Annotated in this window: 7 protein-coding genes; all 7 read left to right on the top strand. The window is 71.5% G+C overall.

Annotated elements, in window-relative coordinates; translation table 11 throughout:
- Positions 1-2 precede the first annotated feature (2 nt).
- Entirely contained in the window at positions 3-197 is a 195-nt protein-coding gene (locus BU124_RS10810; RefSeq protein ID WP_084863593.1) for a rcc01693 family protein, read from the top strand.
- Positions 184-843 (top strand): phage tail tape measure protein, encoded by a 660-nt coding sequence (locus BU124_RS10815; protein WP_084863594.1) that lies wholly within the window; start codon positions 184-186, stop codon positions 841-843. The genes BU124_RS10810 and BU124_RS10815 overlap by 14 nt, the downstream gene beginning before the upstream one ends.
- Positions 844-853: 10 nt before the next feature.
- Positions 854-1,486 (top strand): DUF2460 domain-containing protein, encoded by a 633-nt coding sequence (locus BU124_RS10820; protein WP_084863595.1) that lies wholly within the window; start codon positions 854-856, stop codon positions 1,484-1,486.
- On the top strand, positions 1,483-2,385 hold the full coding sequence (locus BU124_RS10825) for a DUF2163 domain-containing protein (protein ID WP_084863596.1): 903 nt from the start codon (positions 1,483-1,485) through the stop codon (positions 2,383-2,385). The genes BU124_RS10820 and BU124_RS10825 overlap by 4 nt, the downstream gene beginning before the upstream one ends.
- A complete protein-coding gene (locus BU124_RS10830; protein ID WP_084863597.1) occupies positions 2,382-2,822 on the top strand; it encodes an NlpC/P60 family protein in 441 nt (146 codons plus the stop codon). The genes BU124_RS10825 and BU124_RS10830 overlap by 4 nt, the downstream gene beginning before the upstream one ends.
- Positions 2,823-2,825: 3 nt before the next feature.
- A complete protein-coding gene (locus tag BU124_RS10835; RefSeq protein ID WP_084863598.1) occupies positions 2,826-6,728 on the top strand; it encodes a baseplate multidomain protein megatron in 3,903 nt (1,300 codons plus the stop codon).
- Positions 6,728-6,899: DUF7742 family protein (locus BU124_RS15210; protein WP_179141903.1), on the top strand; the 172-nt coding region annotated here is incomplete at its 3' end. The genes BU124_RS10835 and BU124_RS15210, both read left to right, overlap by 1 nt.

Below are 6,899 nucleotides of genomic sequence, written 5' to 3' on the forward strand. Positions count from 1 at the left end.
CCATGGACTGGGCGGCATTGATGCGGGCCGGATTGGGCCACCTGGGGCTGCGCCCGGCGCAGTTCTGGGCGCTCACCCCGGCCGAGTTGTGGCTGATGCTGGGCGTGGACGCGGCCGCCGCGCCCATGGCGCGCCGGCGCCTTGAGGAACTGAGCCGGGCCTTCCCGGATGAAGGAGCGAAAGATGGACGAGATTGACGGTTTCGAGGCGCTCGAGGACGAGGCGCGGGCGCTGGAACGGACACTGGGCACGGTCACGACGCTGACCGACGCCTTCGAGGGGCAGTTGCGGGCCACGCAATCGGCCCTGACCGAGACGACCCGTGACCTGGGCAAGCTCGAGCGCGGCTTTTCCGGCGGGCTGCGGCGGGCCTTCGACGGGCTGGTCTTTGACGGGATGAAACTGTCCGACGCGCTCTCGACCGTGGCCCAGGCCATGTCGAAAACCGTTTACAACAACGCGATGAAACCGGTGACCGACCATTTCGGCGGGATGCTGGCCGACGGTGTCAATTCGCTGGTCTCGGGCATGATGCCCTTCGCCCGGGGCGGCGCGCTGTCGGATGGGCGGGTGCTGCCCTTTGCCCGCGGCGGGGTCGTCGACCGCGCCACGGCCTTTCCCATGCGCGGCGGCACCGGGCTGATGGGCGAAGCCGGCCCCGAGGCGATCATGCCGCTGACCCGTGGCCCCGACGGCAAGCTGGGCGTGCGCGGCCAGGGCGGCGGCGCGGTCAATGTCACGATGAACATCACCACGCCGGATGTCGCCGGGTTCCGGCGCAGCCAGGGCCAGATCGCGGCGCAGATGTCGCGCCTCGTGGCGCGCGGCCAACGCAACCGCTGAGGAGGCAGGCATGAATTTTCACGAGATCAGGTTCCCCGCCTCGCTGAGCTTCGGCTCGATCGGCGGGCCGGAACGGCGCACCGAGGTGGTCACGCTGGCCAACGGCTTCGAGGAACGCAACACCCCCTGGGCGCATTCGCGCCGCCGCTATGACGCGGGGATGGGGCTGCGCTCGCTCGATGACGTGGCCGCGCTGGTGGAGTTCTTCGAGGCCCGCCAGGGCCAGCTCTACGGGTTTCGCTGGAAGGACTGGGGCGATTACAAATCCGCGCCCCCCTCGCAGGAGATCGACGGCGGCGACCAACTGCTGGGCATGGGCGACGAAATTCGCACGGATTTTCAACTGGTCAAGACCTACCGTTCAGGTGAAAACAGCTACCTGCGCCCGATCACTAAGCCCGTGGCCGGCCGCGTGCACGTCCAGGTCAGTGGCGACCCGTTGCAGGAGGGCGTGGATTACGAGATCGACATGACCACGGGCCTGATCACCTTCGGCCATCCGCCCGACCTGCAGGCCGAGGTAACGGCGGGTTTCGAGTTCGACGTGCCGGTGCGCTTTGACATCGACCAGATCCGTACCAGCGTGGCCAATTTCCAGGCCGGCGAGGTGCCCGACGTGCCGGTTGTCGAGGTGCGGGTATGACCGCGCTGGACGACCACCTCGCCACGGGCCTCACGACGCTGTGCCGCTGCTGGGCCATCACCCGCGTCGACGGCGTGACGCATGGCTTTACCGATCACGACTTGAACCTCGCCTTTGAAGGCATTGACTTCAGGGCGCAATCGGGCCTGACCGCGCGGGCGGTGGTGGCCGGGACAGGGCTGGCGGTGGACAACACCGAGGCCATGGGCGCGCTGAGCGACGCCGCCATAACCGAGGCCGACATCGCGGCCGGGCGCTATGACGGGGCCGAGCTGCGGCTCTGGCAGGTGAACTGGGCCGACCCGGCGCAGCGCGCCCTGCGCTTTCGCGGCCATATCGGCGAGGTGCGCCGCAGCGGTGGGGCCTTCCATGCCGAGTTGCGGGGGCTGACCGAGGCGCTCAACCAGCCGCAGGGTCGTGTGTATCAGGCCCCCTGCGGCGCGGTGCTGGGCGATGCGCGCTGCCGGGTGGACCTGTCCGATCCGGCCTATATCACCGATGCTGAAGTCACGGGTGCGGAAGGGGCGCGGGTGTTCACCTTCGCCGGGCTGGATGGTTACGAGCCCGGTTGGTTCACCCGCGGCACGCTGGAGGTGCTGACCGGCCCGGCGGTGGGCCTGCGCCAGCACGTCAAGCAGGACCGGCTCGCCGTCGATGGCACCCGCACGGTCGGCCTCTGGGCGCCGCTGGGGGTTGCGCCCGGGCCGGGGGACCGCGTGCGGCTGGTGGCGGGCTGCGACAAGCGCGCCGAGACCTGCCGCCTGAAATTCAACAATTTCATCAACTTTCAGGGCTTTCCTCACATCCCGGGTGAAGATTGGCTGATGCGCGTCCCGCGCCGGGGCGCCGACAACGCCGGCGGCAGCCTGCAGGGCATCGGGCCGGGGCTTCCGACATGAGCGCGCTGGCGTCGATCGCGCGGGGCTGGATCGGCACGCCCTATCACCACCAGGCCTGCCTGCGCGGGGTGGGCTGCGATTGCCTGGGCCTGATCCGCGGCGTCTGGGCCGAACACAGCGGCACGCCCCCCGAGCCGGTGCCGCCCTACACGCCGGACTGGGCCGAGCCGCAGCGCCAGGAGGTCCTGACCGATGCCCTGTCGGCCCGCCTGACCCGCAAACCGCCCCAAGCGGCGCGGCCCGGCGACGTTCTGTTGTTTCGCATGCGCCGGGGCGCGGTGGCCAAGCACCTCGGGCTGCTGGTCGCCGACGGCGCGCGCCCGCGCTTCGTGCATGCCTACCAGGGCCACGGCGTGATCGAGTCCGACCTCTCGGCCCCCTGGCGCCGGCGGCTGGTCGCCGCCTTCGCCTTTCCCGACCTGACTGAGAAGGAGTGAGCCATGGCCACGATCGTACTTTCCGCCGCGGGCATGGCGGCTGGCGGGGCCGTCGGTGGCTCGGTCCTGGGGCTGAGTTCGGCTGTGATCGGCCGCGCGGTCGGCGCCACGCTGGGCCGGGTGATCGACCAGCGCCTGCTGGGCGCGGGCAGTGAGCCGGTCGAGGTGGGCCGGATCGACCGGCTGCGCCTGACCGGTGCGGGCGAGGGCACGGCCATCGCTCAGTTGCACGGCCGGATGCGCATCCCCGGCCAGGTGATCTGGGCGACCGAGTTCCGCGAGCATCGCACCCGCTCGGGCGGGGGCAAGGGCGGCGCGCCGCAGCCCGCGACGACGGAATACAGCTATTCGATCAGCCTTGGCATCGCGCTTTGCGAGGGCGCGGTGGCGCGCGTCGGCCGGGTCTGGGCCGACGGGCAGGAGGTCGCCCCCGAAGAGCTGAACATGCGCCTGCACCCGGGCACGCCCGACCAGCTGCCCGACCCCAAGATCGAGGCGGTCGAGGGCGCGGGGCGGGCCCCGGCCTATCGCGGCACCGCCTATGTGGTGATGGAGGATCTCGCGCTCGGCGCCTTCGGCAACAGAGTGCCGCAGTTTACCTTCGAGGTCATGCGCCCCGACCAGGCCGGGGGGCCGGTTGCGGGCATCGACAGCGCGATCCGCGCGGTTTCCGTGATCCCGGGCACCGGCGAATACGCCCTGGCCACCACGCCGGTCTATCTCGACCACGGCTTCGGCAACCGGGCGGCGGTGAACCTCAACGCCGCCTCGGGCAAGACGGATTTCGCCACCTCGCTGGATGCCTTGCAGGAGGAGTTGCCCCACTGCGGCTCGGCCGCGCTGGTGGTGTCATGGTTCGGGGATGACCTGCGCTGTGGCACCTGCGCCCTGCGCCCCAAGGTGGACCAGAAAGAGGCCGACAGCGCGGCGATGCCCTGGCAGGTCTCGGGCCTGTCGCGGGGCCAGGCGCAAGAGGTCGCCGCGCAGGACGGTGTCAAGCTTTACGGCGGCACGCCGGCCGACGCGGCGGTGATCGAGGCGATCGGCGGGCTGCGCGACCGCGGGCTGTCGCCGGTCTTCTATCCCTTCCTCCTGATGGATCAACTGGCGGGCAACACCCTGACCGACCCCTGGACCGGGGCCGAGGGCCAGCCGCATCTGCCTTGGCGTGGGCGCATCACCGCCAGCCTGGCCGCCGGTGTGGCCGGCAGCCCGGACGGGACGGCGCAGGCCGAGGCGCAGGTCGCGGCCTTCCTGGGCCAGGCGCAGCCGGGGGATTTCAGCGTCGCGGGCGACACGGTCACCTATACCGGCCCGGCCGAATGGTCCTATCGCCGCATGATCCTGCACTACGCGCATCTCTGCGCCGCCGCAGGCGGCGTCGATGCCTTCCTGCTGGGCTCGGAACTGCGCGGCCTGACGCAGATCCGCGGCGCGAGCGGTTTTCCCTTCGTCGCCGGCCTCGTGACGCTGCTGGAAGAGGTGCGCGCGATCCTCGGCCCCGACTGCAAGATCAGCTATGCCGCGGACTGGAGCGAATACCACGGCTACCAGCCGCCCGGCACGGCGGACAAGCTGTTCCATCTCGACGATCTCTGGGCGCATCCCCAGTGCGATTTCGTGGGCATCGACAACTACCTGCCGCTGAGCGACTGGCGCGAGGGCGACGCCCACGCCGATGCGCATTGGGGCAGCATCTACAACGCCGATTACCTGCGCGCGGGCATTGAGGGGGGCGAACACTACGACTGGTATTACCACTCGCCCGAGGCCGAGGCGGCCCAGATCCGCACGCCCATCACCGACGGCGCGGGCGAGCCCTGGGTCTGGCGGGCCAAGGACATCCGCGGCTGGTGGCAAAACCCGCATTACAACCGCATCGGTGGCGTCCGGCAGGCCACCCCCACCGCCTGGCAGCCCGAGGGAAAGCCGATCTGGTTCACCGAAGTGGGCTGTCCGGCGGTGGACAAGGGCACCAACCAGCCCAACAAGTTCGTCGACCCCAAATCCTCGGAAAGCGGCCTGCCGCGGGCCTCGACCGGGGTACGCGACGATTTCATCCAGCGCCAGTATCTGTCGGTGCTGCTGGATCACTACGGTAGCGAAGCGGGCAACCCTGTGTCCAGCGTGACCGGCCAGCCCATGGTCGATACCGCGCGCATCCACGTCTGGGCCTGGGATGCGCGGCCCTATCCGGCCTTTCCGGGCCGGGCCGACCTGTGGTCGGATGCCGACAACTATACGCTCGGCCACTGGATCAACGGACGGGTCATGGCGCAGTCGCTGGCCTCGGTGGTGGCCGAGATATGCACCCGCGCCGGTCTTGCCCATTTCGATGTCAGCCAGCTTTACGGGGTGGTGCGCGGCTACAGCCTGCCGGACGTAGACACCAGCCGGGCGGCGCTGCAGCCGCTGATGCTGGCCTACGGGTTTGACGCGATCGAACGCGACGGCCGGCTGATCTTTCGCCACCGCGCGGGGCGGGCCGACGCGCGCGTCGCTGAGGGCGGCTTCGCCGTCTCGCCCGAGGAGCCGGGCGCGATCGAGCTGACCCGCGCCCAGGCGCCCGAGGTCGTGGGCCGGGTGCAGGTGTCGCATGTGGAGGCCGACGCCGACTACGAGGTGCGCGCCACCGAGGCCGTTCACCCCGGCGATGCCACGCCCACCACCGCGCGGTCGGACCTGGCGCTGGCGCTGACCCGCGGCGAGGGGCTGCGCATCGCTGAACGCTGGCTGGCCGAAGCGCGGCTGGCGCGCGACACCGCGCGCTTTGCCCTGCCGCCCTCGCGCGCGGGCCTCGGCCCCGGCGACGTGCTGCGCCTGCCCGCGGGGCAGGGCGGCGGGCTCTACCGGGTGGACCTGTCGGAACAGACCGACCGGCAGGTGCTGGAGGCGGTGCGCGTGGACCCCTCGGTCTATGATCGCCACCCGGTGCCGGGCAGCGCCCCGGTGCTCAAACCCTATGTCGCGCCGATCCCGGTGGAGCTGATGCTGATGGACCTGCCGCTGATGCGCGGCGACGAGGACGAGATCGCCCCCCACGCCGCCGTCAGCGGCCGGCCCTGGCCGGGCAGCGTGGCGCTGCATGCCTCGGACCAGGACGCCGGGTATGCGCTGGAGCGGGTGCTGCACCACCCGGCGGTGATCGGGGTGACGCAAACGCCCCTGCCGGCGGCGCAGCCGGGCACCTGGGACCGGGGCGCGGCGCTGCGGGTGCGGCTGATCCGCGGCACGCTGGAAAGCCTGTCCTCGGCCGGCGTGCTGGGCGGCGGCAACCTGGCGGCCCTCGGGGATGGCAGTGCGGACAATTGGGAGCTGTTCCAGTTCGCCGAGGCCACGCTGGTGGACGCGCGCACCTACGACCTGCGCCTGCGCCTGCGCGGGCAGGCCGGCAGCGACGGGCTGATGCCCGAAACCTGGCCGGCCGGCGCGATCTTCGTGCTCATGGACGGGGTGCCCGAGCAGATCGCGCTGGCCCCGGCGGCGCGCGGCACCCTGCGGCACTACCGCTACGGCCCGGCAACGCGGCCCATGTCCGACCCCAGCTATCAATACCGCGCCGAGACGTTTCGCGGCAACGGGCTGCGGCCCTACCCGGTGGCGCACCTGCGCGCGCGCAAGGCGGGCAGTGATCTTGCCGTCAGCTGGGTCCGGCGCACCCGGATCGAGGGCGACAGCTGGGACCAGCCCGAGGTGCCTCTGGGCGAGGCGGCCGAACGCTATCGCGTGCAGGTTTACGAGGGCGACACGCTGCTGCGCGAGGTCACGCGCGACAGCCCGCACTGGACCTATGACACCGGCGCGCAGGCGGCGGACGGGGCCAGTGGGGCTGTGACGGTATCCGTGGCGCAGCTCTCGGACCGCTACGGCCCCGGCCCGGCGCGCCGCCTGACCGTCGCCCTGTGATGCGCCGGCCGGGCTGGCACGATCTGGACGCGAGCGTGCGGGTGCTGCTGGCCCGGCCGCGGGTCGACTGGCCGGGGGTGGCCGCGGCGCTGGTCGCGGCGGCGCATCAGTCCGACCGGATGCGCAAACGCCTGCGCCGCCCGGTGGCCGGGCGCGGCTGCGGCACGCTCG

It is taken from the genome of Salibaculum halophilum (assembly GCF_002094885.1).
GTDB classification, from domain to species: domain Bacteria; phylum Pseudomonadota; class Alphaproteobacteria; order Rhodobacterales; family Rhodobacteraceae; genus Salibaculum; species Salibaculum halophilum.

Excerpts from the sequence above, each read along its gene's own strand:
- BU124_RS10815 (WP_084863594.1), top strand. The coding sequence starts at position 184 with ATGGACGAGATTGACGGTTTCGAGGCGCTCGAGGACGAGGCGCGGGCG.
- BU124_RS10810 (WP_084863593.1), top strand. The coding sequence starts at position 3 with ATGGACTGGGCGGCATTGATGCGGGCCGGATTGGGCCACCTGGGGCTG.
- BU124_RS10820 (WP_084863595.1), top strand. The coding sequence starts at position 854 with ATGAATTTTCACGAGATCAGGTTCCCCGCCTCGCTGAGCTTCGGCTCG.
- BU124_RS10835 (WP_084863598.1), top strand. The coding sequence starts at position 2,826 with ATGGCCACGATCGTACTTTCCGCCGCGGGCATGGCGGCTGGCGGGGCC.
- BU124_RS10825 (WP_084863596.1), top strand. The coding sequence starts at position 1,483 with ATGACCGCGCTGGACGACCACCTCGCCACGGGCCTCACGACGCTGTGC.
- BU124_RS10830 (WP_084863597.1), top strand. The coding sequence starts at position 2,382 with ATGAGCGCGCTGGCGTCGATCGCGCGGGGCTGGATCGGCACGCCCTAT.